This window comes from Providencia sp. PROV175 (assembly GCF_032707045.1).
GTDB classification, from domain to species: domain Bacteria; phylum Pseudomonadota; class Gammaproteobacteria; order Enterobacterales; family Enterobacteriaceae; genus Providencia; species Providencia hangzhouensis.
In genome coordinates this window covers 146042-172045 of record NZ_CP120533.1, presented here as the reverse complement: position 1 = coordinate 172045, position 26004 = coordinate 146042, and the positions used below count along the sequence as shown (strand labels likewise).

The window sequence follows — 26004 nt, the reverse complement described above, 5'->3', positions numbered from 1 at the left end:
GTATCCCTTCTTTATTTCTTCATTGCTTCATCAACAGCATTGCGAACAAACTCAACCTTTGGTCCATATACAACATGGACGTGGTTTGCCGATGGAAAGAAGAATGCGGTACATCCTGATTCCAACATTAAATCTTTATCAATTTGGTTCACTTCTCCAACATCAATACGCATACGGGTAATACAGTTATCTACGTTACGAATATTTTGTTTGCCACCTAACGCTTGAATTAAAATTTCTGCAATTTCGCCATAACGTTTTTCTTTAATTAAGGTATTTTTCAGATTACTCGATTCTTCGCGACCTGGTGTTTTTATATCAAACTTAATAATGGCCCAGTAGAAAATAAAATAAGTGACGACGGCTAAACAGCTACCGATAATAACAAGGAAGATCCAGTTAGTGTGCTCGTACAGCAGACCAAAGATAGTAAAATCAAAAACGGTTCCACGAATATAACCGATACCGACCTCAGCCAATGAAAGCAACACCGCACCGATACCGACAATAATGGCGTAAATTAAGTACAATAATGGCGCAATAAATACGAAGGTAAATTCGAGTGGCTCCGTGACGTTACCAAGCATGGCTGTTAATACCATAGTAACCAGCATGGATTTCACTTCTGCGCGGTTTTCTTTCTTCGATGTTTTGTAAATAGCAAGAGCAATTGCAGGGAATAGGAATAGTGTGACTAGCATTTGTTGCTGCGCCATAAAGCGAGTCAAACTTGGCATCATCGACCAATATTCACTATCTGGGCCTTGGTTAAATAACACCTCAGTTAATGCAGGAACAACACCAACAAAGGTTTGTCCGTCAATAACATAAGTACCACCCGCCTCAGTAAATCTAAATAAAACGTTCCATACATGGTGTAAACCAAATGGAATAAATAAACGTTCACCACCCGCGGTAAAAAATGGCCCTACAGGACTTAAAAATACCGCAGAGAGTTTCATCAAACCTTGGACTAATACTTCCCAAATAAACGGTAATAACGCACCCACTCCAATCATTAAACCGATCATAATAATAGAAACGGATTTTTTACCAGAAAAGAAAGCAAATGCGGTTGGCAATTCAAGGTTATAGAACTTATCAGTCGCCCAAGCGGCAATCAAACCAGTAATAATCCCTCCTGCGGCACTGATATTTAAAGTTTGTATACCAAGAACTTTAATTTGCCCTACTTGCCCCATCATTGCAGGGTCTGCAAGCTTACCAGTAAGCACTAGCCAAATATTCATGGTGATGATCAGCGATAAGTAGCCGACAACCGATGCAAAGACGGCGATCCCCTTATCTCGATGGCTCATACCATAGGCCACTCCCATAGCAAACAATAGGGGAATATTATCAAAAATAACACCCGCGATTGAACGAATGCTGACAAGTAATGCATTAACCGTTTCATTTCCGAGAAAAGGAAAACGTGCAATCATATAAGTTTGCACTAATGCACCACTGATACCCAATATCATACCAATAGGTGCTAAAACACCTATTGGAAGGAGTAATGTTCTCCCAAAGCGTTGAATAGATTCACCAAACTTTTTTCTGGCCATACTGTTTCCTTATGACTTCTATTATTAGAATTAAAGGCATACTAGCTTGGAGGGATTATAAAAGAAATGATGTCACGGTTTTAAAAGTTATCTTAGGTCACAACTAATGACCTAGGTCATATTAATAAAAACTATCTACCAAAGACAAGAATGAAAGACGAGTGAAGTTTTCTTAGAAAATAAAAAAGAAAATTTAAAGTAGATTTTCTAATTCATTGATAAGTAAATCAACTAAAATAAAAAAGCCAATTCTGGATTTTGTGTCATCTCTTTTAGTATCAAAATTATCGGCAAAACAAAACAAAGTGTTATCAGTATAAGTGGTTAGTTCATTAGTATTAAAAGCGGTCATACTAATGATATTTGCCCCTTTTAATTGCACAATTTTTGCTGTTTCAATAATTTTTTTGGTTCCCCCTGATAGTGAGATAAAAATGACCGTGTCATCTTTGCTAACTAATCGAGTGAAAGAATCAGATAAATTGTAGTCATTAATAAAAAAACAGTGTAAACCTAACGCAAATAGTAAGTGTTCAAGATAATAGCCAACAGCTTTACTTGTCCCTCTGGCAACAATAAAAATATTTCTCGATTTATGTAGTATTTTAGCGCAATCGCTAATTTGCTCTTCGTTAATTAATGTAAAACTTTTATTAATATTTTTTTCGAGTTGTTTTTTATAAGACGAAGGTGTGATTTTTTCAGTTTTATTTTTTGTTAAAATATAATTATTAATCTGAAACTTAAGTTCTTTAAATCCACTAAACCCTAATTTTTGCGACAAATTAATAATAACTGTTTTAGAAACAAAGGTTTTAGCAACTAGTTCATTAATATTTAAGTAAGGGATATCTGTAATATTATCAGTCAGGTATTTTAAGACTTTTTTTTCGCTAATGGTTAAATTATCGTAATTTTTTAAGAAATCTAACATATCCCCTCTCCGATAAGCCTAGCTAGCTTTCAAATGACTCTATTGTATAAGAATAAAGTAATAAACAAGTAAACAGCACTCAAGAGTGGTGCTGTTTACCTGACAAGAAATCACTTAAACTTAAGTTGTTTCACAGCCTCATCGATATCAATTTCATCTTCCGAAAATGTTAATGATGTCCCATGTAACGTACTAATTTCTAATTTTTTCAATGAACGCATTTGACCAGGTTTATCTGATTTTGGTTTGATACTATTCATTAATGCGCCAATTGATAACACGGTATTTTCTTTATCGATACGCGTATCTGCAGGTACTTCTACTGAATAAACACGATAGGATTTAATTGATGTAATCTTAATCCGTTCTCCTGCGATATAAATATATTTACTTTCAGGTATGACTTTGACCGCAAAAGCAGATAACCCTTTATTATTTGTCGTCGGTTCGAAAGTGACTGCAGCATTTTTTTTAATCAAATCTGGGTTGGCAACCTTAACCACATGAAAATAACGGTTATCGCCATTCTCATCTTTGATAAATCCAAAACCTTTATCTTCGAACCATGTTGTGATCGTTCCATTCATTGCCATTACCGCCTAATTAATCTTTTATTGACTCAGTTTTTACAACGCGCAGTATAGAGCACAATGCGTGTGCAGACTACGGCTTTGCTTTTAGTCTGAGTGATAAATTTACGTGATGCAAGTGACAGCGTTCGCCTACTTACTAAAAATTGGTTATTATCAACAACCATTTTTTGCTGGAAAGGCTAATGACTGAAATCATCGACACCTTTATTGCTCCGCCCTGTCACGATGAGATAGAAATTATCTATCAGGATGAGCATCTGGTTCTTATTAATAAGCCAAGTGGCCTACTCAGCCTTTCTGGAAAAAACCCACAAAACTTAGACTCCGTCCATCACCGATTAGTAAAAATATTCCCAGACTGTACTCTTGTTCACCGTCTCGATTTTGGCACATCTGGGTTGATGGTGGTTGCTCGCAATAAAGCCATCAATGCAGCTCTGAGCCAGCAATTTAGCCAACGCTCCGTCATTAAGATATACCAAGCTCTACTTTGTGGCCACTTAGCTAATGATGAGGGTGTCATTGATGCGGCAATAGCAAAAGACCCTGCACAGTTTCCCCGCATGTCGCTTTGCGAGGTGAATGGCAAACCTGCCCGCTCCCACTATCAAGTGATTGAGCATCTGTATCACCCATTAGATAATGGCACATTGCTCCCAGTAACCCGAGTCCAATTAATACCTGAAACAGGGCGTACCCACCAGCTACGCATCCATTGCCAAAAATTAGGTTACCCTATATTAGGCTGCGACCTATATGGTGGGCGATTATTACAAGGAACTGAGCAAACTCCACGTTTACTTTTGCACGCTAGTGAATTGCATTTTGTTCACCCTGCGAGTCAGAAGAACGTTAAAATGTTTAGCGCCAGCCCGTTTTAACGCCAAAGCTACGACTTAAAATTTGACGAGTATTACCACATCAAGTCGTCAGGGATCTTAAAGTCCGCGTACGGGTCATCTTCATCTTGTTCTTCTTGGCTGAGCGCATTATTGAGTACGATACTATCCGCATCCCTTTGGGTTATTTTATCCGCTACACTTGCAGGGATAATCACATACTCATTGTTATCACTATTCTCAATCGCTAAACGGGCAATCGCCAGACGACCGCTGATCAATTGTGTTTGTGTTATTTTATCTACAACAACTTGCTTGATCACATTGTTATCGGTGAAATTAAAACTAATATCTCCCTTTGAAATATCAACTTTATTCATCTCAATAAGTTGTTTAACTTGCGCTTTAAACTCTTTGGATTGCACCATTTGCTTATGCTGTTCGCTTAATTGCTTATCACGTTCAAGCTGTGCTTTTTTATTCTCTTCTACGGCTTCCCTTGCTTCACGCGCTTGAACGCGTGATTTTTTAGCCGTTCTTTGCACTTTAGCCATCTTCTTACTGGTGACTAATCCTGCTTTTAGCATTTGCTCTTGTAAGGTGAGTTTTGCCATCTTCGCCTCTAAATCTATCAGATAATTATGTGATTATACCTTTAGCCGCTGAGACCTGATAGGCTTTGAGCTTCATTGATAGAGAAATTATGTGATGTTATTTAAGAAAATATGCTAACGAGGATAATTCAAAATTCGGCGTGTTTAACTTATTTTGTCTAATCTAAAATGTGTTTATAAAAAACCATCAATATATTGTGATTTTTTATAGGCACGATTTACTCAGTAACCATAGAGAGCTGATGAGAAAAAATAGAGGCTTTCATCCACATAAAAACCTCTCTATTTCAATAACTACGGAGTGGACATAATAATGGTAGCTGCTGAACTAAACTGGCCTTCTATCAATTCATTTGGCGATAAATTAGGTTTTTTAACTAGCGTAAACATTAGTGTGTCTCTACCATGCCCATTTTCTATTTTTGAATCGAAATGCCCATTCATAGGGGAAACTCTTTGCCCTTGATGATAAATCTCAACACCTAATCCCGGCATAATAGGACCTTGACTACCAATATCTCCAGTTCTAACAAGTAAAGCGTCAGATGAAAAAGTCGAAGTTTCTCCGCTAATAATCATCTTTATTGGCGCTGTCAGGTTATTATCTTCACAACTATAAGTGATTTCTGCGTTACGTTGAAAACGGCTTGCACTTCCCACTGTTGAAATACCCGATGCATTTACTGTTTCAAAATCAACAATGATGATTTGGTTATCATTGATATCACACGTACCCGTTCCAACAACTACATCATTACCTGCATAGAAATTCCATTTAAAATAAGCATGGTCAATATGCTGATTACTATTTACAAATGTCGCATATTTATGGAGATCTAACGTCATCAGCAAATCGCCTTTTCTTACCAAAACTGATGGCGTTGGTTTAACATTTACCTGTAAATATAATTTAATTTGTAAAGGTTCACTTGCTGTGGTTAAACGAAATACTTGAATTTCTTTACCGCTAAATGGTGCTAAATAGTAAGCACCACGCACGACCACTCCCGCTTTTAATTCTGGGTTATTCTTAAATGTGGGACCAAGGTCAGCACCAGTCACATTTAAATAATCAACATAAGCACTAGGGGCTTCATTACGGCAGGTCATAAAATCACTCACATCCGCAAATTCATTTATACGATTAGGTACAGCAAAAATATCATTATCTAGAGGAACATCATAAATACTTTGTGTTCCCCCACCAACTTCTTGTCCTCCATTAGTTTTACACTGGAAAGCAAAAATAGTCGGGGAAAATAATAAGGTTGCGAGAAGTAATATTAACATCTTCATTGTTACTGATACCTTAATCATAAATTAAACTAAAAATAGCGGTTGCAGTAAAATGGCCAAACGCAATACTTTTATTTTTTATTGCATCAGGTTCCCCTTGCACATTCGCATTAAAACTTAAAATATTCGTGCCATTCTCTAAATTGTATGCAGGCGTCATACTATTAATAGGAATTTTTTTACCACTAAATTCTAAGATTTCAATTCCGATACCCGAAGCCATGCTGCCAGAATCTAATGCAAGAAGGCCTGGTAAATGGGTATTTTCGCTTCCTGTAAACTTAACGGTCACCGTTCTAAAGATACTATTATCACAGTCATCTAAATGAATATTAAAATTTTCAAGTGGTGTTTTTTGGTTAATATAGAGGTATTTATTAACAATAGTACCAAAGTCCACAATGATATTTTCATCACCAGGTCTTACTGTACAAGCTTCTGCGACAAGTTGTCCTCGTATCTTAATTTCACCGATTTGACCATTTTTTGCCTGACTCGGTAACGGAAAAAATAACAAACTTAATAGCATCGAGAGTATTATTTTTTTAAATTTATAAAAATTGAAATTTAAGTTATTCATATAAATACCTTCAATGCTATATCAGAAAATCTATTAAGATTATTCATACGTTATTTGAAAAGAAATAACACTTCGATAAGCTCCAGCCTGTAATTTTTCTGCGATTCTTACGGGAGCTACATAATAAGTTAAAATATTTTGCCCCGGAGAAATAAGCTCAGGTTCACTGTACTCACCAAAAGCAATTTCTTTTCCTTTAGGATTAGTTATCTGTAATCCAAGCCCATTAACACCTTCAACTCTCGCTATGTTCGGCCTAAAAGGGACAACTGGCGTGATAAACCTAATTTTCATACCTGGCTGAGAAAGACTCCATGTAACATTACCGGATTTATTGTTTCTCAAAACCGTTGGGGTTTCGATGCAATCCAATAACTCGATGTTTACCGGCGTCTTGTGGCCTTGGGCGCCAATTGTTTTTAATGATGCAGTTTCAATATTTCCTAAATCAACGGATTGAAATGCAGAATCCATCGATAAATGGCATGCACTCTCCGTTAATGAGCCATAAACGAAAATTTTACCATTTGCACCTTCAACATCCCAATTGCCTGTTGTGTTATAAAAGGCATTATTTGAGGCCGCATATATCACAGCTGAATGAAATATGAGAGATAATCCAAAGAGTAAGGAAAAGCTTTTTTGATTAATCATCATTTTCCTCTCTATTTACTTTCAGGAACAACCTGACATGTATTTGCTTGACATTTAAATTGAAGTTTTGGCCGGCCACCATAGTCATTTATATAGGTCAATACCGGATTTGCCCCCAAAGTAGAACTTGAAACTCCTAATTTTTCTTCACTAAATGGTGCAACCATAACTGCCTTAAAATTCTGATTTACCGGTGAATTTTTTCGCTCAGCCGCACCAATAATCGTGATATAAAAGGGAGTTGGGTTTTTAATGATATATTGGTCACCTTGCTTAATAAGCTGTGTTTTTTCTTGCCAAGGGTTATTCAGCATTTCTGTTTCGCTTAGCATGATACTTTTAGGACGATAAAATAATTTAATTTTGCTCTGTAACGCTAATTGCAAAACATTCGGTTTATCACTTTTTGGCGGGATCTCCCTTAAATTAAAGTAATAAACACTTTCTCTATCCTGCGGTAACTGACTAATTTCAGGAAGCGCCTCAATACGGACTTGGCTTGATTTTTCGGGTTCAACTCGCTGTACCGGCGGTAATACAGCAAACGGTGAAGTGATTTTTACCCCTTGAATATTTTCAATCCACCCTTGAGCCAAATAAGGTAGCTGGTTATTTTTATTAGTAATAGTAATTGAAACGCTTTTTTGATCGCCATTAAAAATAACTCGGGTTCTATCTAAAGCAATTGCCGAGAATGCGCTTCCGCTAACTAAACTGCTTAATAAAATAGTACTGATATATAAATTAGTTAATTTTTTCATAGCAATCACTCATTTACAGATTATTATCTGCTTCATTACGTTTATTTGATAATGGTTTACAAGGAATGAATAATCCTTGGTTAATTGTTTCTAAGTTTTCAGGAAAATTAATTTCACATTGTGCTTCCCCACCCCAATGAATAATCATGACTTCATTTGGGTTGATACCACTAACATAGGCATATCCATTATCAGTAACTATTCCCGTTTCTTTTCCTTTCAAATTCGTGATCTGAGCGCCAAATGGCGGTGCAGAACCGTCAGACATACGCATTGAAAGCATCATCTTTTCACCAGACAACACATTAAATTTGCGATAGCCAATCGCGCCTTCTGTTAATGTCACTTGAACAATAGAATCCGTTACCTCGGCATTATTCGGTAATGCATTTAAATCGACTTTAACTTTACTGCGGTAGTAGCTATTTAAATCAGGGACAACCACTTTACCAAATGCATTTGATGCAATAGGTATCCCTCGGTCTGATACGGGAATTTTAGCCACACCATCAGTGTCAATGAGCAAACGAGTTCCGCCAATATTTGAGACTCGATGAGCATCCGCACCATTTAAAGTCATGGTAAATCCGCCTTGTGCCCCTACCCCAAATGATGTGTAATTATTATGAATATAGCTGGCATTCGCAGTTAACTTAGTATTATCACCATAATGGGTAATATAGGTGCTTGCGGTTCCACCTTTGTTGGTCGAACCTGCACTGACTTGATAATTGGTTCTATCTGACAATTTGTCATAATAGGTTGCTCGATTAACAGTATCATCCCGTGTTGCTTGTAATGAATAACCAATATTTGCACCATTTCCCCAAGGCATTGAAGCTGAGATATACAGGCCATCATCATTTGTTTCGTTATATTTATTACGATAGGCCGATAACGAAATATTAATATTCTTCAGGCTTCCCCAATCTAAGGTTTTTGTCACCATTAAATTGTAGCGATTACTTTCTGGCTTATCCCAATAGGTTTGGTGCGAGTAGTTTAAATAAGCTGTAATTCTCGATTCTCTAAAGTTTTTATTTAAAGAGATCACATACATTTCTTTATTACTACCTTGACGCTCACCTGAATCTTTAGCCGTTAAAAAATCGGTTACAGTCATAAAACTGCGTTCTGAGAATCGGTAACCTGCGAACTGAACTTGGCTATCATAGTCATCAAAACGTTTTGAATAGTTTATTCGATAAGAATTACCTGTGAGTTTTTTATCATTAGGAATATTTGCAATAGAATGCGTAATATCGAAAGATAAGGCACCAAATGCCAATAAGTCACGACCGACACCCACGTTGAATGCATTATAGTCTTGGCTATTTAATGAACCAGCAAGCAATGACCAACCATTAGTGACACCCCACGACATTTCACCACTCGCAAATGTATCTCCATTGACATGATGATCCATATCCGTTGGGCGACCCATCGCTAGTTTATATCGAATACTACCTGGTCGAGTTAAATAAGGGATATTGGCTGTTTCAACCTGATATTCTTGAACCGAACCATCCTGCTCTTCGATTCGAACATCCAGTTTTCCCGTCGTCGCATCACTTAAATTTTGAATACGGAAAGGACCCGCGGCGACTTGTTCTTGATAAATAATTCGCCCTTGTTGGCTAACAATCACCGTCGCATTTGTCGTCGCAACACCTGTTATTTCAGGTGCATACCCACGTAAATTAGGTGGTAACATTAAGATATCAGAGCGTAAGCCAACACCTGTAAATCGAAAACTATCGAATAAATCGGTGTTAAAATAGTCCTCACCCAAGGTCAATTTCGCTTTAATACTGGTTAACGCTTTATAGGCGTATAGTCGGCTCCATTGAAAGTCATGCTCATTTTTACTATTCGAGCCAGTTTCTCGTTGAGCACGCCCCTGCCAATCTCCCCTAAAGCGCCATGCACCAAGGTTCACACCTGCGACACCATTTGCTGTCACATTATAGTTGCTATTGTTATCATGAGGCTTATTCGCTCTTGCGTTTATATTGTAGTCTAAAATAGCCCCTGAAATTCCTTCATCCCACAAAGAAGGCGGATCCCAGTTAGCTGTTCTATATTCAAGGTAGGCTTGAGGTATACTCAGATACAACGTAGAGTCAGATAAATCCCCTCGAGCTTGAAAGCCAGGCAAACTGCGTAAATCAAGACACTCATTATTATGCCACCACGTAATTTGCTTCAACGAACTAGCTGTTAGTCCTAGCTGCTGGACTTGTTCTGGTGTGATACAAACGAGGCTATCTTCAGGGTCGTTTTCTGGCGCATAGAATGAAAACCGTTGCTCAGGTAAAGTTTCTTTATTTACTTGTACTTTGAGGGGATAAATACCAGGCATAATATAGCCTGCACGTGAGAATTGCTTAACATCAATGTTTTTTTTGTCTTCTAAATCAAATAATGCCGTATTAAATTGTATGGTATCGGCAGCATATAACTGAGCGGATAATGACCCAAATGTAATCATTATCGTTGTCGTTATTATATTTATTTTGTGTTGTTTAAAAAACATAAAAAACATCCCTAAAACACCAATATAATTTCTTAGAATTAATAATAATCGACCTTGAACCTTAATAAGGTTTGGTAATTACCCGCTTTAACAGGATGATAATTGGTGACTAATTGCATTTGATATTTAAGGATCATTGTCCCTGGCGTAATTCCTAATGCAGGTAATGGCTTTCCTGGTGTAATGGAATATCCCGATATATCATGCAATGCCAATTGCACTCCTTTTGCTTCACCCGAGAGTGTGAAAAAATCACCTTCTGATGGACCATCAAAAGTGACTTCGAGTGAATTCCATTCGTTATTATCTTTCGAATATTTTTCCCAACGACAATCAATGAGCTTAATATTGAATTCTTTTATGGGGCCTTTCCCAACTTCACGAATATAGCTTGTTGGAAGTACCCCCATATTAATGGTCTGATCCCTAGACCCAATATCTATTGCGCAGGCAGTATCGACTATTTCGCCATTCATCGTGACTTTACCCCACCCATGAGATGATGCAGCCATTTGTGGCGAAAGAAATAATGTTAGAAGAAATAGGGAAGATACTTTGCTTCGCAAATAGATAAATCCTTTCACTTTAACCTCTGACTTAATTTGGTGATTAATAGAGGAACACAAAGGTATTCCTCTTAAACTAATCAATTAGTTATAAGTTAAGGTAAAGTTAGTTACGCCTTCGAATTTACCTAATGGAATTTTATCAACCGCAACGTTTGCACCTTGTACATAAGCGCTATAACGTAATGTATTATCACCCGCTTGTAATTGATGTTCTTGAGCTGTTGCAACTCCCATATCTAACGCTGCGCCATTAGTATCCGTTAATTGAATACCCACGTTGCCAGCAATAGTTGGGTCTGTTGCATCTAAGCCTGTTACACCGAGTAATTTAGAATTGAAAGCAGCGCTAGAACCAGAGAATGTGATACTCACTTTATCGTTGTACACTTTATCATCTGCATCTTTCGGGAATACACAGTCTTCCAATTCAATATTGAATTGCTTCGCGCTAGAAGTACCGCCATTCGCTAAAACAGAGTTAGCGATTTGGCCTAACCATACTGTTTGGTCAATAGAATCTGAACTAATTGAGCAAGGTGCATCGATGATTTCACCTTTAAATGTGACTTTACCATGCCCTTGATCAGCAAGTGCTGGAGATGCAATAGCGGCAGAAACTAGTGCGGCTAAAAATACTTTTTTCATTTGAACCTCATTTATATATAACAACGTGATGATTACCCAACATGATGTAGGGCATAGTTAGAATTTATTATTTTTAAAATAACTATTTGCTGTATAAAGAATTTAAAATAATTTCTGTTTGTCGATTAAAAATATAATGGTAGTTATCCTTTTCATCGGATAAACATTCACTATTATGAATAAATGAATTAGCACTAGGATTTTTTTCATTTATTTTCAATGATACACTTTCAAAAAATGCACTCGGGCTAATTTCTAGATAAAATAAAATTGAAAATAGCATTCCACAGTTAATGCTACATATTCCTCTTTCATAACGAGATATTTGTTGTTGTGATATCTTTAATTTTTTAGCTAGATCACTACCACTAAGTCCTTTCTCTTTTCTAAGATGCGATAATTCCATGCCAATTTGTTCAGTTAGTATTTTCTGAAAGCTATCTATACTGGTCTTTAATTTATTACTTTTCATATCTCACCAATTAAAGCCTTGTGTAATGAGGCAAAACAATCAGAACCACTCATAAAGTGAACAATTTATTTTTTGAAATGCAAAAAAACGCAACAAAATAAATCAAAATGTTGCGTTAAATGAGTTTTAGGTAAATTGTTTTATATATAAGAATCATCAGAATTAAAATCTTTAATTTATACCTTAAACTAGAAAAGTCAGATGATTTAACTGGCGAATTTTATTACAAAAAAAATCATGAAAGATAACTTTTTGTTGTTAATGACAAATTTTTACATTAATTGATAATTACCTCTAAAATGCATTGCCGCAACAGAGTTTTATGCTATTTGATTTTAGTTAGTCTGATAATTATACTTATTAGGTAATTTGAACATTTTGATTTATTATGTTGCGTTACGAATTGATTTTTATAGATATTTTATTTTATCCGATTGATTATTATTGATAATTAATTTTTTTATTGTATATTAAATTAATGTGTTTTAAATCATCAATAAGATGTTTTCAACTCACAAAAACCAAAAATATGAACTTATCATCTAAATGATTTCACTTATATGGTGACCTTTCACAGAATAACTTTATTTGATAGTCAAAAATAGACTATTACTGTAAAAAAAATGATTGAAATATGATAATAATTAGTTAACTGAGAAAGCGAACCACCTATACTCGCAATTAGAGTAATTAAATTATGATGATTCAAAAAAAAAGAATAAATAAAATTATAAACTAATCTTATTTTTAAGGGCTGGAAAATAAATTACTTGAGTATGTTGTTTATGGCTTTAAAAATAATTACTACCCTTAATATGCATAAGAATACCTCAGTTTTATAAAATCAATTACCTAAATAACTGAGGTATTCTTGGTGTTTAGTTCATATTATTATGTTTAGTGCTAGCTTTATATTGACACAACTCATTAAATTACTTATTGATTCGACCAAATACCACTAAATCTTTTTTCATTACTAGCAGTATAAATTACAGTATGGGCGATATTTCGATGCCCTAAATAGTCTTGGATTAATCGAGTGTCCCTACCCAAATCAGCTAAAGCATAACCGCATGCATGCCTTAGCATATGAGGATGAAGCTTTACAGGAAGCCCTGCTATTTTGCCATACTGCTCAAATAAGCGATAAATTTGATAACGAGAAATTTGGCTTCCCTTTTGTGAAATAAATAAACAATCTGACCCTGCTGTTTTCCAAGAATCTCTTTCAACTAACCATTTTTCAATCGCATTAAACTCTTCGGGAATTATAGGCTGTACGGTAGACAGCCCTCCTTTTAGTCTCCTAATAAATATCACTTTCTGCACCAAATCAATATCAGACATTGTGATATGAGTGAGCTCACTCACTCTTAGCCCATGCAAAAAGCTCATTAATAACAAACAATAGTCGCGATTAGGATAGCGACCTTGCTTTGTAGCATCCAATAAAGAATTAACTTCTGTACGTGTAATAAATTTACGTTTAGTCATTATGATCTCATCTATACCTCATTATATTTCGCTATATACCAACGATAAATCAACTAAAAATAATAATTTTTCAAAAAATTAAATATAATATGTCAGAAAGGTCAGTGATGATACCGAAATGCAACAACTTAATCATGATGTTACTAGGATACAAAAGACGAAATATGATGAATAGTTGAATGGAAATTGATTTATAAGGTAATTATGTTGTTTTCATTCCATGAATGATGAACAATAAAGGTGGCCTCACATGGGTATTAGCCTGTATCCCTTTTCCCCCCTTATCTAGAATAGTGTATACTTGCCGGCAAGAAATTTATTCACGGTTAATTAATATAATGAAAGAAATCGAAAAAGCACAAATTAAGCTTCTTAGCGACCGTTTAGATCTTATTCGTCGCCAGATGGCAAGTATGCAACTGACGAGTGAAGTAGAAAAACACGCAGAACTAGAGAAAGAAAAAGCGACACTGGAAATTGAAATCGCTCGTCTGAAGGCGGAGCGTAACAAAAAACTAAGCAAAGAAGCGCAAAAACTAGTAGATATGCCGTTCAAGCGTCCCATCACTAAGAAAGAACAAGCCGACCTTGGCAAGCTGAAAAAATCCGTGCGAGGCTTGACCATTGTCCATCCCATGACGGCATTAGGTCGTGAAATGGGGCTGGATGGTATGACTGGTTTTTCTAAGACTGACTTCTAGTGAGAGAAGCCCCTCTTTAACATACTTTGCCAATTTATGATTTACTGCCTAAGCACTCTAACTCTGAACGTAATACAGCAGTAGATAAACTCCATTTTCATGCTAAAGATATCAATTGAAGTCAATGACTCAGTCGTTAAAATCACCCTAAATAAGCTTAAGTATTATCATTGGGCGAATATACATGTCATGTAACTTCATTGATAATCGAGTAAACAATGTAAACTCTAATAGTTAACCGCTATAGCAAAATTCATCATAGCTAGTAGTAACGGCAATTATCATACTCTACGAAAAATGAAAAGAAGAGGATTTAAATAGAGAAACTATTAAACCCGAATAAAACTCATATGAAATCTAAGCTTTATGTTATAGAGGACTACATTAATTCTAAAAACATCTATAACTCTTTCATTCTATTTAACACTCTAAAATGTAGAATGTATATACTATTATGTTAGTTAAAAAGACAAACGATACTAAGAATAATCTTACCCTAATATAAAATCAAAATAACCCTAACGTTATAGTTTTTACTGTAATTAATTTAAAATATAACAATATTATTATGAAACAAATTATAATAAATACGTACTTATATGTAATAAAATGTTTTTTATTTAATACGTAAGTTGTAATGTAAATAAATAAATTATAGTTCTGCTCGAAATTAACAACATAATATCGAATCAAAAAAAAACCATAAAATCATATTGTTATGTTCTTTAAATAGTAGTTAAAGTCACATTTTGATCCGAATAACCGATCAATAACATCATTTTGATAGAGTTAACCTATCAAAATTAACTAATCGATCGATATAAACATCTTTAAATAAATAAAAATAAAAATAAAAGCTAGATTAAATGACAATTAAATCAGTAAGAAATTATAACTTCACTAGTTTAATTAAATAAATTATTGAGGAATTTATTATGATTAGCACCCAAAAAAATTTCATTGTAAAAAATATAAACCTAGAAATTGGTGATTTTATAAGAAAAACCAGACTTAAAAATGGATTAACTGGTGCACAATTAGGTAAATTAGTAGGAGTAAGTCAACAGCAAATATCACGATATGAACGAGGTTCAAATGGCCTATCATTACCAGATTTGATATTTATTTTATCAATTATGAATGCATCATTTTCAGATTTTGTTTCATACTCATCCTATTTAAAATGAGAGAAATAAAATTTTAGTAATGAGTAAACACTACATTATCAAATAATAATACATTATTCATATTCCTGTATAATAAAGAAATTTATATAGCAAAAACTCTTTCTTATACAGATATACTTATCTGTGTTAGTCAATGAAATTAATATAATTCCATTCTCAAAAACATAAATATTAACATCTTAACAATGATATTAGGAAATAGTATGAAACATAACAAATATATGTCTGTATTAGTAGCAGCAATGTTAACAACGTCATTTGCTTCAATTGCAGATACTAATACTGGTACTGTTACTTTCAAAGGTGAAGTTCGCGATACGCCTTGTAACTTAGATGCAGGACAAGGTGGTACTGCTACAATTGTTGATTTTGGCCAACTATCATTAAGTCAATTAAATGATGGAGATTCAAAGTATAAAAACTTCGATTTAAATCTGAAAGGCTGTAAATTAACATCAATTGATAACAGCGATCCACAAAATCCAACTACAGTAACTAAAACAGCAACTATTACTTTTGATGGTGTAAGTAAAATTGCAGGTCAAAATCTTTTAGCAACTACAGGCAGTGCTGCAAACGTTGCTGTAGGTATTAAAGATATTACTTTTGGTACTCCTGCTAACTTAAATTTGCGCGATGGTGACAATACATTAACTTACTCTGCTTTTGTTAAAAAAGCAGGTGCTGCTGCTGTAACAGCGGGCGATTTCACAACTATTTCTACTTTCGAAATCGCATACCAGTAAGTTATATACACTCCTTCACTATTATGTGGAGGAGTATATTACCTGAAAAAGAATATTATTATGAAAAACTTGTTAATTATTGCCACTTTTTTTGCTCATTTTTTTAGCATTCCAGCATTTGCAGCAATGAATTGGGGACAAGCAACAGTTAAAGGTGAAATATTAGCCTCGGGTTGTTCAATGCAACTAACAAGTAAAGATCAAATTATTCAATTTGGTGATTACCCTTTAAGTAGAATTAAAGATAAAAAGATAATCAAACCATTTAAAATAATATTAAAAAACTGTCAGCTATCAAATTCTTATTTTGAGGATGAGAAATCACCTATAAGAATAAAATTTTCAGGTTCAGTAACAAGCAACTTTAATGGATTTAAATTTAATGATGCCGATGGTTTGGCTATTTATATATTAAACGGAAATAACATTGTCAAGCCTAATGAATATTATCCCATTTATGATTTAAAAAGAGTTGCAGGCAAAACGAAATCAGTCAATGAACAACAATTAAACTTTTTATCTGAAATTGTTGTTGATGATGGGCTTAGGCCACAAGTAGGAGAATTTTCAAGTATCATTACATTTGATATTGATTACTATTAATTTAATGAGTATTTACGATGTTATCAATAAAAGAAAAAATGACCATTTTAATGGTGTCGATGCTTTTTTTTAACAAAGTATCCTATTCTGTAGAGTTCAATACAGATATACTTGATAGCACAGATAAAGCGAATATTGACGTATCAAGGTTTCAAAATCCAAATTTTATTCTTCCTGGAACTTATTTTTTTAATATAATTATTAATAGTACTCAATTAACTCAATCGGCCTCTCCTATTAAAATTATAGCTAATGATAATGATGATTCTGTGAGTGATATATGTATTGATAAAGACTATATTAATAGTTTAGGCCTTAAAGAAAAATATGTGAAAGAACTGACCTATTGGAATAACGGGGAATGTATTAATTTCTTGGCTTTGAAGGGTGTTAGTGTTACTCCTAATTTACCTGAGGGAACGGTAATCATAAATATACCTCAATTATATTTAGAGTATATGGATGTAAACTGGTTACCCAAAACCCTTTGGGATGAAGGGATCAGCGGGTTATTATTAGATTACAATGCCAACTATCAATATAGCGATAATGACAGTTTAAAAAATCAAATTGCATCGATCAGTGGATATCTTGGTGCTAATATGGGTGCTTGGCGTTTACGAAGTGAATATTATGGTAATTATCAAAGACAAGAGTCAAATAGCCAAACATCAACAATTCGTAATTTTTTATTTAATGCAATTTATTTATATAGAAATATTAAAGCATTAGATGCTAAATTAGTCGTGGGTGAAAGTACAACACCATCACAGATACTAGAACCTTTTAGATTTACAGGATTATCTTTATTTACAAACGATTCAATGTTACCTCCTAGACTAAGAGGATATGCTCCTGAAATTACAGGAATAGCTAAAACTAATTCTCGCGTTGTTATTACTCAATTAGGAAGGGTAATATATGATGGCAATGTACCTGCTGGTCCATTTAAAATTCAATCATTGAATAATGGTACTCGTGGTGAATTACACGTAAAAATTATTGAGCAAGATGGATCTGAACAACAGTTTATTGTTAATAGTTCCAATGTGCCTTATTTAACTCGTCCTGGAACTACTCGATATAATGTAACTGCAGGGCAACCAATTAAACGAGACCATTCAGTATATAGAGGCGTTTTTTTCTTCAGAGGAGAAGTCTCACATGGTTTAAATAATAATTGGTCATTAAATGCAGCCTCAGATATAAGCCAAGGTTATCAACAAGTTTCATTAGGCTTTGGCCGATTTATGAATCAGTTTGGTGCTTTATCTGTAAATATAGCTCGCTCTTTTTCGCAGTTAGATCATGATAGTCCATCAGGTAACTCATATAGTATTAATTACTCTAAAACTTTTGATGATTACGATATGGATCTAACTTTTGCGGGGTATCGTTTTACTGATAGAAAATTTTATACTATGTCTCAATATTTAGATTTAAGAAATAATAAATTTATTGATAATGAAAAAGAACGCTATCAAATAAGTCTTTCAAAGCGTCTAGGTGAATTTAATATAAATTTAAATTATCAATTACAACAGTATTGGGATCGAGGTCAAACTCATCAATACGGCCTAAATATAGGTAAAAGCGTTAATATTCCTTATTTAAATTTACAAGGAGGAAGTATAACGCTATCAGCAAATAGAAGTTATTACCAAAATAAATATGATGACCAAATTAGCTTGATGCTTTCAGTTCCATTTGGCAAGCAGTTCTACACTTTTGACACAATGAAATATAATGACACCTATAATTCGCGTGTTTCTGTATCTACCTTAACTGAGGATAATGATTACTATAACTTAAGCGCATCAACAAGTTATGGTAAGGATGCTAAAAAACAAAGTACGCTAGCTGGTATGTATGATTTATCAACTCGTTATGCGTCTTTAAATAGTAATATTTCAATCTCAGATAAAGGTGATTCTAGCTTAGGTATGGGGTTAAATGGTGGTGTAACATTAACACAGCATGGTATTGCTTTACATAGCTCATCATATTCATCTGCAGCTAGGTTAATGATAGATACAAATAATATCGCTGATGTTCCTTTAAATAATGGTTCAACAGTAACAAATGGAATAGGGATCGGAGTTATTCCGAATATGACCAGCTATTACAAAAATAGCTATAATGTTGATATGAGTAAATTACCAGATAATATTGAGTCATCAAATACGATATATGATATTGCATTAACAGAAGGTGCAATTGGATACAGAAAAATAAGTGCAGATAAGGGATTCAAATTATTTGCAACTATTAAAATGGCAGATAATTCAGGTTCTCCTCCATTTGGTGCTCAAGTACTAAATGAAAAAGGTAGAGAAGTCGGGATAATTAGCGATAACGGATTAGTATGGTTAACAGCTGTTCAATCTGAAGAAAGGCTAAATATCAATTGGTCTAATAAAAATCAGTGTAATACAACATTACCCAATTTAGATAATGCAAACCAAATTATTTTAATTTGCAAAAAGTAGAGAATTTTATGAAAAATAAATTTTTATTACTTCCGCTATTATTGGTAGCACAAAATAGCATAGCGGCAGTATCTCTTGATAGAACCAGAGCAATAGTAGAAGGTGATTCTACCCCTGTAATTATTAATATCGAAAACCAGAGTGACACCTTGCCGTATTTAGCTCAAGCTTGGATTGACGATAAAGATGGAAATAAAATTACAACAGGACCATTAATTGCGACACCGTTAGTTCAGCGCTTAGAACCGAATATAAAAAGCATGATTAGAATTTCAACTACGGATGTATCTAAATTACCTAAAGATAGAGAGTCTATTTATTATTTTAATTTAAGAGAGATACCACCGAAAAGCGATAAGCCAAACGTAATGCAAGTTGCATTACAATCAAGAATTAAATTATTTTATCGCCCAGAGCCTATTTTAGATAAAGCAAAAACTGATTGGGCCTTAGATCTAGAGCTGAATACAGTAAATGATGGGTATATTATTAAAAATACCTCTCCATTTTATTTAACGGTCATTGGGTTAGCGGGTGACAAAAACAAATCTGAAAATGGCGCATTTGATTCATTTATGATTGACCCTTTTGGAAGTCATCAAGTTAAAAGTACACATTTCCAGAAACCGTACTTAACCTACATAAATGATTACGGTGGTAGACCAACTGTTTCCTTTAACTGCAAATCATCAGTATGCAAAGCTGATAGTCAACAATAGCCAGTTATAAAATGAGGGTACAATGAAATATTTTTCTGTAGTATTTTTCTCACTTTTTATTTCATTAAGCAGTGTAGCTAGTCAATATGATGAAAATCGTTCTTTTCCATCACATGATGTAACATCGGCTATTAAAATGGATAGTTTAAGTGGAAAACTGCATTTTAAAGTAGGATTAATGTACTCTCCGTGCGTTATTTTGGATGATGAATATAATAACGATATTTTTTTTATTGAACTAGAACAATGTTTAGTAAATAATCAAAATATTAAAATACCTTTACAAGCCAAGGCTAAATTGATCGAAAAAAACAACATAACAACTACAGTATATGATATTTATCATCCACTTTATTCTGGTAAAAACATACTTTATATACAAAATAAAAATACTAAAGGCAGCTCAGCTATCATGGAGTTAAATTATGATTAAATTCATATTTTCCATATTAATTATTACTATGACTCCTATTGCTTTTTCGAGTGATTTGCTTATTAATTTCAATGGAAATCTAATTGATAAAAAATGTGAAATTAAACAGTCAGAGATAACCATTCAATTCATTCCTTATTCACTAGGTTATATTGAGGTTAATGGCAATATTTCAGATAAAAAACCATTAAAAATTGAATTTGAAAACTGTACGCCTACTATGATGGATAAAATAATAAAAATTTCATTATCTTCTACAAATATATATAAACAAAATGGAATTGATTATTTAACAACACAAGGAGGAACAGGTCTAATCGTTGGTCTTGAGAGCCTTGATGGCGAACTAATTTCGTTTAATCAACCACTTGAGGTTAGAGTGAGTTCAGAAAATAAAGCAGAGTTAGTACTGAATACATATCTAAAAAAAGGTAACTTTGCTAGACCAGGAACCGTACATGGAACTGCAAGCATTATGGTTAATTATAACTAATAATAGGAAGTTATATAATGAAAATAAGAAAGTCGCTCTTATTATTATTACTTTTTTCTAGAGTAGTAACTGCTGCTGATTTTAATAATGGCCGTGCTGATGTAAAAATTAATATTACAGCAACTATAGTTGCTCCTGTTTGTACTATTTTAGGTGAAAATAATGAATCACCATTATTTATAAATTTTGATAATGTTGACTTCTCTGAAGTTGAAAATGGAACAGCCTATAAGGATATTCAGTTAAAATATAACTGTACAGGAAGTTCAGTTCCAGCTAATAAAGTTATGAACTTGTATCTATATCCAACTAAATATGGTGTCTATACACAAGTTGGTAACAACGTATTACGAACATCAAAGAATGGACTGGGAATCTCTTTAACCAAGAGTAATGCTAATCTTGATTTAAATAAATGGATTCCTTTTGGTAGTAATGAGCTACAAGGCTCATTTATCCTTCGAGCTTCGTTAATTACCCCCAATAAATTACTATTAACGGAAGGTAGCTTCGATAGTACTGTTGCTATCCTAATGAGTTATTTATAATTTGGATTATATTTTATGATGAAAACCGTTTTTTATTTGTTACCTGCTTCACTACTGGCTATTTCTAGTATTAGCAATGCTGGTGATCCAGATGACTGGACAGTCATGGGGTATAGTGGTACTCAATTTACAGCTGATACAACTTGGACGGGCGCTAACTTTAATGGTGTCAATTTAACGTTAAGAGCTAAGCTAAGTAGTATGGGAGGAAAAATGACTGAGTATGCATGGGGATCTCGTGCATGTCCTCCATACGGGAATTCACCTAATTCAACTAATATGCAATATGTGATTGCACCAAATACAGTGGATTATGTAGATCCTATTACCAATGAAAAATTTACTTTTAGAATTTTATTACCCCAATCATTAGGTACAATCAATGGATATCCAAATACACAATATGCACAGATAGGGCAAAGCTCAGGTAATGTTGGCCGTGCAACCTGTTCGCGAACCCCTTATACGCCACAATCATTTAGTGGAGAAACTCCTATTACATTAATCAGTAATACTAATCTCCCAATTAGAAATACACCGCATATTATTAAAGTAAACACGACTTTATTTGGTGTCAGAAACCCAAATATACCAGCTAAATGGTTAAGTTCTGTTGCGCTTATCCAACCTAAAAACTCAGCTGTACTTACTTTTAATGTAACCGTTATTAATACTTGTCGTGTAGATAAGACTCAACTAGATTTTAATTTTGGTTCTTTACCACAATCAATAGCTGATGGAGTAAATCTAACTAAAAGTGTAACCGTTAGCTGTACTTATCCTGGAAATATTAAAGTAACTTACCAGCCCTCAAAACCTATTGATAGTGCAAATCCAACTCGTACAAGTTTAGATTTAGGAAATGTGTCATCTGGTTGGTACGGTGAGTTGGCAGTTGATGGTAAAAAGCAATTAATCACGACACTTCAAAGTATTACTAATAAAACACTAGATATAGGAATTACATTAGGAAAAAGTAGATCCAATGTATCTTTTGGCAACATCAGTGGTGGTGGGGTCTTAATTTTTGAGTATATTTAATATTAACTTATTTAACATACTTTAATTTTTAAATAATTAAAAATATGCAGAAGTATATAATACAAGTGTTTTAGATAAAAATCGAACCTGTAGATAATTTTATATCAGCATAGTTCACTTTTATGGTAAATTCATGCCTGTTAAATACCCCAAAAAAAATTACCCGATAATTTTTTAATCGGGTAACGAACAACGATATTTAATAATTCTATCATGTTCGTAGTATAAATTTCTTTACGTATATCGATAAGTTAATAAAACAGGGTTCTTAAATTAGGGCGGTGTTAGTTATAAGCCCCTCTATTTTGTGTGTTTATATTTAATATTATTTATCAAATATATCTAAATCTGCATTGAATTTAAAGGATTTAATTGCCTTCAATGGAGGTATATTGAACTTGAATGGCTATTACAGGAGTCGTATTTAATAGGTAATGACGTTGATATTAAATGGGTTTACTTAGTTGGATAAATAGCATTGCCCTCATTAATGCCCCCAAGACAAAAATCATACCTAAATTCATAATCTGATTAAGAGGTTAATGAGTGGGTTGTGGGTATGGTTATTATACAAAAACAATATTTTTAACTAACTCACATCTAGTAATCATAATCCATCATAATACACAGTAGATTATACGTTTCAAAAAATCATATAATCTACCTGCATACTCACTATTTTTCTCTTAATAGTATTTCGGTTATTTCATTCGCTCTTTAAACGAAGCCTATTAAGGTTATCGCCTCGCTCAGACGAGGCGCTTGCTTATGAAAACATACATGGCCAGTTGGTTATAATAACTCTCTATACTTTTCTCAAGATTTTCATGGCGCGATAGGAATATTATCCTAAAAAAATTGCCAATACCAATCCATGATAGTACCTAACAACTACTTATAAATAGGAAAGTAAGCACTAGGAAGTTCAACAAAATAGAACTTTTTGGTATTTAACCTTATTTTTTATTGTATTGTGACTCTTAAAATTCCTGCTCCTTGAAATGAGCCTGTTTTGGTTTTATCGTCAGGGTGAAATGTTGAATTAATAAGGTAGTCTTTTTTCCCTGTGACTTTCTCCTCACTGATTGTTTTTCCATCGCTAAATTGTAACTCACAATCTCCTTCACCACATTTAGTGAAGTTAGCACTTTTCCCTGTGGGTTTATTTGTCCCAATTAATTCCATTTTTACTGGCGTTGATGCACTGCAAGAGATACTGTAATTTGTTACGTTACTTTTATAGCTAGACTCATCCCCTAATGTAATATCATGAGTTAATTGCAGTTGGTTACTGTTGAAATCCCACTTAGATTTTACATCAATAATTAATGTAAATGAATCACGTCGGCCAAGGCCTCCTACGATTAAATTGGGCACATCTGCTGAGGGGCCTTTCTCTTCAGGAGTTGTAAATTTATTTTCTTCAAACGCATAGTAATAGGCCACGGGAACCCTATAGATCCCTGGAGCGAGGTTACCTTGCGATAAGGTTGCTGTTATTCTTGCACTACGCCAATGAAAGTCTACAGGTATCATTGAGCCAAGAGTCCAACAGCCCCCGACATCGGTCTTAACTGAAATTTGGTTTATCTTGGAAATATATCCTGAAATTTGCGACTGTGCTGGATAGGTCCAACTGTTATAAGGGTCGATATTCAATGAAATAGGGACATTATTTACGTACACTCTATTTTGCATAATAAGCCAAGCGGTTTTTTCTTGGGTTGCACTTAATTTGTCATTAGTTCCTTTACATCTTGTATAGACACTTCTTGCATTATAAAGGCCATTCAGCCCACCAGACATTATTGATGATGCAGAGGTAGTCATATCATTATAATTAATCAACATATCGTTTGTTTTTACTGGACTTGTCATTGTCCAAATAAAATGGCGATAATCCCCAGCAATACTGGTGACAGGGAAAAATAATATGTTTAATAAAATTAAGATAAAAAAATGAGGTTTAAGTATCATGTCAATTCCAAGTCATTATTAATTGTAGGTGATGACTATTTTTGCAGTAGATTCAAATTTACCCGGTGCTAAATTACTAGTATTTAATGCATAGGGAACTGCAGTTATAGAAAAGATCCCATTTTTTTGACCTTTTCCACTTAATCCATTAATAATTTCATTTCCTAGGCTGTTTATATTGTTTCCAATAATAAGCGGGTAAGTATTATTAACTGAATTTCCTTGATATAAAGCAATCCCTAACCCTGTATTTCCTTTAGTATTTAATACATTATTAGGCGCATTCGCTAATTTATCACCGACAACATTGATATAAGGCTTTCCTTGGTAATATTGGCAATCAATAGATATTTCTTTAGTGATTGAGTTATCATGGTTATTAACTTTATCTATTTGTACGGTTTTAAAGTTAAAAATAATTTTTTCATTCTTATTAATAATACAAGGTGGTACTTTGACAGTACCTGATATTTTTATTGGAACATCAACAGCAAGGGAAGAGAAGGTGAAGAAATAAAGTATACCAACCCAGAATTTAAAATATTTTTTAATGATATCCATTATTCATACTCCACAGTAAAGGTTACTGAGGCTAAAAAATCACCTGTCTTTGCATCTCCGGATTTAGGCTTACGAACAAAAACACCAAAATTAAGTTCTTGTGTATTTCCTACTTCAGGCACGATACCAAAGTTAATTTGTTGATTCCAAACAATTAAAGAATCATCTTTATCTGTTATCCCCAATAAAACACCGCTATCACCCTGCGTATTTAAAAAAGAATCACCATCAATATTGGTTAATTTATTACTTTTCCATGTTAACTTGATTATTTTTTTTAAATCTGTTTCGCTGCATTTTTCAATAAAAATTGAAAAAGGTTCTGTTGCGCTCGGTATTCCTTCATTAATTGTCTTTAAGCGTAGGTTATAAATTTTTATTTTTTGATTTAAAGATTCGGTTGTAACTTGACAAGCTGTATTGACAAGCTCACCGCGAAACTCCATATCAAGTCCTTCCTCGCTATAAGCTAATGCAGGGAAAGTGAATAACAAGAGATAAAATACCCAATTCAATCGGCTTTTTCTATTCATAGCTCACCTCAAATCTTAAGGTATTGTGGTAATCAATTTGCTGTGGTAAGGCTATTTTATTATCACCGTTTGTTAAATAAGTGAGATAGCTTGGGTAAAATAACGATTTTTCGGTATCGTAAAATTGTAAGGTGACAGGGGTATGTACAGCTGAATTGATTAAATTAAGATCATCAAATGCACTACCAGCACCACAATTTGTCAGCGTGACCTCTTTTGCACCGCGTATACTTAGGTTACAAGCTGTATTCATCAATTGCGCGTATACTTGAATCTGGCCGTAACTGATTGAGTTAGTTGGCAAGCTAGCAGCGACATGTTTTATGCTAGAAAGAAAACACAGTACTATCATGATAATAAACAGTCCTAGAGGTGTTTTTCGCGGGCTGCTCATGTTTGTTTTCCTTATTAATATGCT

28 protein-coding genes are annotated in these 26004 nt (G+C 33.9%); 11 read left to right on the top strand and 17 right to left on the bottom strand.

Annotation, left to right across the window (positions count from 1 at the left end; genetic code table 11):
• Positions 1-11: 11 nt before the first annotated feature.
• The 3 genes from P3L44_RS00745 to P3L44_RS00735 all read right to left on the bottom strand — a co-directional run bounded on the left by P3L44_RS00745 (position 12) and on the right by P3L44_RS00735 (position 3095).
• Positions 12-1568 carry a PTS transporter subunit EIIC gene (locus P3L44_RS00745; protein WP_004263090.1) on the bottom strand — a complete coding sequence of 519 codons (1557 nt, stop codon included), beginning with the start codon at positions 1566-1568 and terminating at the stop codon, positions 12-14.
• 193 nt (positions 1569-1761) lie between these two features.
• A complete protein-coding gene (locus P3L44_RS00740; RefSeq protein WP_094960882.1) occupies positions 1762-2502 on the bottom strand; it encodes a MurR/RpiR family transcriptional regulator in 741 nt (246 codons plus the stop codon).
• A 110-nt stretch (positions 2503-2612) separates the two neighbouring features.
• Positions 2613-3095, bottom strand: a complete 483-nt coding sequence (locus P3L44_RS00735; protein ID WP_004263097.1) for a cold-shock protein — start codon at positions 3093-3095, stop codon at positions 2613-2615.
• Between the two features lie 182 nt (positions 3096-3277).
• Here P3L44_RS00735 and P3L44_RS00730 point away from each other — a divergent pair, with 182 nt between their 5' ends.
• Positions 3278-3976, top strand: coding sequence for an RluA family pseudouridine synthase (locus P3L44_RS00730; protein ID WP_140171918.1), 699 nt, complete (start codon positions 3278-3280; stop codon positions 3974-3976).
• Positions 3977-4008: 32 nt separating this feature from the next.
• Here the strand turns inward: P3L44_RS00730 and P3L44_RS00725 are convergent, their stop codons facing one another.
• From P3L44_RS00725 to P3L44_RS00680, 10 genes are all read right to left on the bottom strand, one after another.
• Complete coding sequence (locus tag P3L44_RS00725; protein ID WP_004266212.1) at positions 4009-4548, bottom strand: DUF2058 domain-containing protein; 540 nt, start codon at positions 4546-4548, stop codon at positions 4009-4011.
• A gap of 294 nt (positions 4549-4842) precedes the next feature.
• Entirely contained in the window at positions 4843-5844 is a 1002-nt protein-coding gene (locus tag P3L44_RS00720; RefSeq protein WP_004266213.1) for a fimbrial protein, read from the bottom strand.
• Between the two features lie 13 nt (positions 5845-5857).
• Entirely contained in the window at positions 5858-6424 is a 567-nt protein-coding gene (locus tag P3L44_RS00715) for a fimbrial protein (protein ID WP_140171916.1), read from the bottom strand.
• Between the two features lie 39 nt (positions 6425-6463).
• The gene (locus P3L44_RS00710) at positions 6464-7081 is read right to left on the bottom strand and encodes a fimbrial protein (RefSeq protein ID WP_109912303.1); all 618 of its coding nucleotides are present in this window, start codon (positions 7079-7081) and stop codon (positions 6464-6466) included.
• An 8-nt stretch (positions 7082-7089) separates the two neighbouring features.
• Positions 7090-7839 carry a fimbria/pilus periplasmic chaperone gene (locus tag P3L44_RS00705; protein WP_215954347.1) on the bottom strand — a complete coding sequence of 250 codons (750 nt, stop codon included), beginning with the start codon at positions 7837-7839 and terminating at the stop codon, positions 7090-7092.
• Positions 7840-7852: 13 nt separating this feature from the next.
• Positions 7853-10384, bottom strand: a complete 2532-nt coding sequence (locus P3L44_RS00700) for an outer membrane usher protein (RefSeq protein WP_200129232.1) — start codon at positions 10382-10384, stop codon at positions 7853-7855.
• 29 nt (positions 10385-10413) lie between these two features.
• Positions 10414-10959, bottom strand: coding sequence for a fimbrial protein (locus P3L44_RS00695; RefSeq protein ID WP_232062925.1), 546 nt, complete (start codon positions 10957-10959; stop codon positions 10414-10416).
• 66 nt (positions 10960-11025) lie between these two features.
• Positions 11026-11589 (bottom strand): fimbrial protein, encoded by a 564-nt coding sequence (locus P3L44_RS00690; RefSeq protein ID WP_094960889.1) that lies wholly within the window; start codon positions 11587-11589, stop codon positions 11026-11028.
• 82 nt (positions 11590-11671) lie between these two features.
• On the bottom strand, positions 11672-12061 hold the full coding sequence (locus P3L44_RS00685) for a helix-turn-helix domain-containing protein (protein WP_004263121.1): 390 nt from the start codon (positions 12059-12061) through the stop codon (positions 11672-11674).
• A gap of 936 nt (positions 12062-12997) precedes the next feature.
• The gene (locus P3L44_RS00680) at positions 12998-13555 is read right to left on the bottom strand and encodes a tyrosine-type DNA invertase (protein ID WP_004263124.1); all 558 of its coding nucleotides are present in this window, start codon (positions 13553-13555) and stop codon (positions 12998-13000) included.
• Between the two features lie 338 nt (positions 13556-13893).
• On the opposite strand from P3L44_RS00680, the gene P3L44_RS00675 reads away from it, so the two are divergent.
• The 10 genes from P3L44_RS00675 (at position 13894) to P3L44_RS00630 (ending at position 22515) form a co-directional block, all read left to right on the top strand.
• Positions 13894-14256 carry a YibL family ribosome-associated protein gene (locus P3L44_RS00675; RefSeq protein ID WP_140171913.1) on the top strand — a complete coding sequence of 121 codons (363 nt, stop codon included), beginning with the start codon at positions 13894-13896 and terminating at the stop codon, positions 14254-14256.
• A 935-nt stretch (positions 14257-15191) separates the two neighbouring features.
• Positions 15192-15443 (top strand): helix-turn-helix domain-containing protein, encoded by a 252-nt coding sequence (locus P3L44_RS00670; RefSeq protein ID WP_042848568.1) that lies wholly within the window; start codon positions 15192-15194, stop codon positions 15441-15443.
• Positions 15444-15646: 203 nt separating this feature from the next.
• A complete protein-coding gene (locus tag P3L44_RS00665; protein WP_042848569.1) occupies positions 15647-16189 on the top strand; it encodes a fimbrial protein in 543 nt (180 codons plus the stop codon).
• Positions 16190-16249: 60 nt separating this feature from the next.
• Positions 16250-16792, top strand: coding sequence for a fimbrial protein (locus P3L44_RS00660; protein WP_048605548.1), 543 nt, complete (start codon positions 16250-16252; stop codon positions 16790-16792).
• 17 nt (positions 16793-16809) lie between these two features.
• Positions 16810-19281 carry a fimbria/pilus outer membrane usher protein gene (locus tag P3L44_RS00655; RefSeq protein ID WP_227528868.1) on the top strand — a complete coding sequence of 824 codons (2472 nt, stop codon included), beginning with the start codon at positions 16810-16812 and terminating at the stop codon, positions 19279-19281.
• Between the two features lie 8 nt (positions 19282-19289).
• Positions 19290-20000 (top strand): molecular chaperone, encoded by a 711-nt coding sequence (locus tag P3L44_RS00650; protein ID WP_042848572.1) that lies wholly within the window; start codon positions 19290-19292, stop codon positions 19998-20000.
• 22 nt (positions 20001-20022) lie between these two features.
• Entirely contained in the window at positions 20023-20433 is a 411-nt protein-coding gene (locus tag P3L44_RS00645; protein WP_042848574.1) for a hypothetical protein, read from the top strand.
• Positions 20426-20926 carry a fimbrial protein gene (locus P3L44_RS00640; protein WP_140171912.1) on the top strand — a complete coding sequence of 167 codons (501 nt, stop codon included), beginning with the start codon at positions 20426-20428 and terminating at the stop codon, positions 20924-20926. The genes P3L44_RS00645 and P3L44_RS00640 overlap by 8 nt, the downstream gene beginning before the upstream one ends.
• A 17-nt stretch (positions 20927-20943) precedes the next feature.
• Positions 20944-21474, top strand: a complete 531-nt coding sequence (locus tag P3L44_RS00635; protein ID WP_208292499.1) for a fimbrial protein — start codon at positions 20944-20946, stop codon at positions 21472-21474.
• A 15-nt stretch (positions 21475-21489) separates the two neighbouring features.
• A complete protein-coding gene (locus P3L44_RS00630) occupies positions 21490-22515 on the top strand; it encodes a hypothetical protein (protein ID WP_048605551.1) in 1026 nt (341 codons plus the stop codon).
• Positions 22516-23478: 963 nt separating this feature from the next.
• Here P3L44_RS00630 and P3L44_RS00625 read toward each other — a convergent pair.
• Genes P3L44_RS00625 through P3L44_RS00610 form a run of 4 tightly spaced genes read right to left on the bottom strand, consistent with a single transcriptional unit; the run spans position 23479 to position 25980 of the window.
• Positions 23479-24492, bottom strand: coding sequence for a hypothetical protein (locus tag P3L44_RS00625; RefSeq protein ID WP_272661803.1), 1014 nt, complete (start codon positions 24490-24492; stop codon positions 23479-23481).
• Positions 24493-24510: 18 nt separating this feature from the next.
• The gene (locus tag P3L44_RS00620) at positions 24511-25053 is read right to left on the bottom strand and encodes a fimbrial protein (protein WP_140171910.1); all 543 of its coding nucleotides are present in this window, start codon (positions 25051-25053) and stop codon (positions 24511-24513) included.
• A complete protein-coding gene (locus tag P3L44_RS00615) occupies positions 25053-25586 on the bottom strand; it encodes a fimbrial protein (RefSeq protein ID WP_042848582.1) in 534 nt (177 codons plus the stop codon). Before P3L44_RS00615 ends, P3L44_RS00620 begins: the two co-directional genes overlap by 1 nt.
• On the bottom strand, positions 25579-25980 hold the full coding sequence (locus P3L44_RS00610) for a hypothetical protein (protein WP_048605554.1): 402 nt from the start codon (positions 25978-25980) through the stop codon (positions 25579-25581). Before P3L44_RS00610 ends, P3L44_RS00615 begins: the two co-directional genes overlap by 8 nt.
• Positions 25981-26004: the final 24 nt, after the last annotated feature.

Bases quoted from the DNA above. Each gene is read 5' to 3' on its own strand.
- P3L44_RS00620 (WP_140171910.1), bottom strand. From the start codon at position 25,053: ATGGATATCATTAAAAAATATTTTAAATTCTGGGTTGGTATACTTTAT.
- P3L44_RS00625 (WP_272661803.1), bottom strand. From the start codon at position 24,492: ATGATACTTAAACCTCATTTTTTTATCTTAATTTTATTAAACATATTA.
- P3L44_RS00685 (WP_004263121.1), bottom strand. From the start codon at position 12,061: ATGAAAAGTAATAAATTAAAGACCAGTATAGATAGCTTTCAGAAAATA.
- P3L44_RS00710 (WP_109912303.1), bottom strand. From the start codon at position 7,081: ATGATGATTAATCAAAAAAGCTTTTCCTTACTCTTTGGATTATCTCTC.
- P3L44_RS00660 (WP_048605548.1), top strand. From the start codon at position 16,250: ATGAAAAACTTGTTAATTATTGCCACTTTTTTTGCTCATTTTTTTAGC.
- P3L44_RS00720 (WP_004266213.1), bottom strand. From the start codon at position 5,844: ATGAAGATGTTAATATTACTTCTCGCAACCTTATTATTTTCCCCGACT.
- P3L44_RS00655 (WP_227528868.1), top strand. From the start codon at position 16,810: ATGTTATCAATAAAAGAAAAAATGACCATTTTAATGGTGTCGATGCTT.
- P3L44_RS00615 (WP_042848582.1), bottom strand. From the start codon at position 25,586: ATGAATAGAAAAAGCCGATTGAATTGGGTATTTTATCTCTTGTTATTC.
- P3L44_RS00665 (WP_042848569.1), top strand. From the start codon at position 15,647: ATGAAACATAACAAATATATGTCTGTATTAGTAGCAGCAATGTTAACA.
- P3L44_RS00630 (WP_048605551.1), top strand. From the start codon at position 21,490: ATGATGAAAACCGTTTTTTATTTGTTACCTGCTTCACTACTGGCTATT.
- P3L44_RS00610 (WP_048605554.1), bottom strand. From the start codon at position 25,980: ATGAGCAGCCCGCGAAAAACACCTCTAGGACTGTTTATTATCATGATA.
- P3L44_RS00635 (WP_208292499.1), top strand. From the start codon at position 20,944: ATGAAAATAAGAAAGTCGCTCTTATTATTATTACTTTTTTCTAGAGTA.
- P3L44_RS00740 (WP_094960882.1), bottom strand. From the start codon at position 2,502: ATGTTAGATTTCTTAAAAAATTACGATAATTTAACCATTAGCGAAAAA.
- P3L44_RS00670 (WP_042848568.1), top strand. From the start codon at position 15,192: ATGATTAGCACCCAAAAAAATTTCATTGTAAAAAATATAAACCTAGAA.
- P3L44_RS00730 (WP_140171918.1), top strand. From the start codon at position 3,278: ATGACTGAAATCATCGACACCTTTATTGCTCCGCCCTGTCACGATGAG.
- P3L44_RS00745 (WP_004263090.1), bottom strand. From the start codon at position 1,568: ATGGCCAGAAAAAAGTTTGGTGAATCTATTCAACGCTTTGGGAGAACA.
- P3L44_RS00705 (WP_215954347.1), bottom strand. From the start codon at position 7,839: ATGAAAAAATTAACTAATTTATATATCAGTACTATTTTATTAAGCAGT.
- P3L44_RS00690 (WP_094960889.1), bottom strand. From the start codon at position 11,589: ATGAAAAAAGTATTTTTAGCCGCACTAGTTTCTGCCGCTATTGCATCT.
- P3L44_RS00640 (WP_140171912.1), top strand. From the start codon at position 20,426: ATGATTAAATTCATATTTTCCATATTAATTATTACTATGACTCCTATT.
- P3L44_RS00675 (WP_140171913.1), top strand. From the start codon at position 13,894: ATGAAAGAAATCGAAAAAGCACAAATTAAGCTTCTTAGCGACCGTTTA.
- P3L44_RS00650 (WP_042848572.1), top strand. From the start codon at position 19,290: ATGAAAAATAAATTTTTATTACTTCCGCTATTATTGGTAGCACAAAAT.
- P3L44_RS00645 (WP_042848574.1), top strand. From the start codon at position 20,023: ATGAAATATTTTTCTGTAGTATTTTTCTCACTTTTTATTTCATTAAGC.
- P3L44_RS00735 (WP_004263097.1), bottom strand. From the start codon at position 3,095: ATGGCAATGAATGGAACGATCACAACATGGTTCGAAGATAAAGGTTTT.
- P3L44_RS00700 (WP_200129232.1), bottom strand. From the start codon at position 10,384: ATGTTTTTTATGTTTTTTAAACAACACAAAATAAATATAATAACGACA.
- P3L44_RS00725 (WP_004266212.1), bottom strand. From the start codon at position 4,548: ATGGCAAAACTCACCTTACAAGAGCAAATGCTAAAAGCAGGATTAGTC.
- P3L44_RS00715 (WP_140171916.1), bottom strand. From the start codon at position 6,424: ATGAATAACTTAAATTTCAATTTTTATAAATTTAAAAAAATAATACTC.
- P3L44_RS00680 (WP_004263124.1), bottom strand. From the start codon at position 13,555: ATGACTAAACGTAAATTTATTACACGTACAGAAGTTAATTCTTTATTG.